Annotated in this window: 1 pseudogene; it reads right to left on the bottom strand. The window is 71.0% G+C overall.

From position 1 onward, the window contains the following. Positions 1-372: pseudogene (locus H7I41_RS24690) on the bottom strand (MGH1-like glycoside hydrolase domain-containing protein); the annotation flags it as partial.

Here is a 372-nt window from a genome sequence, read left to right as displayed (position 1 = left end):
GGACCGCTCGGACCAGCCGCGCCGCGCGAAGCACCAGGAGAACAGCCACGTGGTCACCGGCCAGACCGGCCCGCGCCAATACTCGCGCGGCCGGAAGTCCCGGGATACCCGGTGACGTCGTCGGGATCAACGCATAGCGCAGATCCGGTGGCTGCAGAAGCGCGGGCCCTCCAGCAGCTTGAGCAGCGCCCGTTCCTTGTCGTGGGGCAACCCGCCGCACAGCAGCGGGGCGAACTGGGCGACCGTCTCGGTGGCCACCCACCGGTCCGCGCGGACATCGAAATCCCTTGCCGCGCCGGTACGTTCGTCGGTGGCATCGACGACGCCGGCGCGGAACTTCTTCGGCCCAGCGGTACAGGTCGCGGACGTCGG

The organism is [Mycobacterium] manitobense, from assembly GCF_025821665.1.
GTDB classification, from domain to species: domain Bacteria; phylum Actinomycetota; class Actinomycetes; order Mycobacteriales; family Mycobacteriaceae; genus Mycobacterium; species Mycobacterium arseniciresistens.
This window is presented reverse-complemented; position numbering and strand designations above follow the sequence as displayed.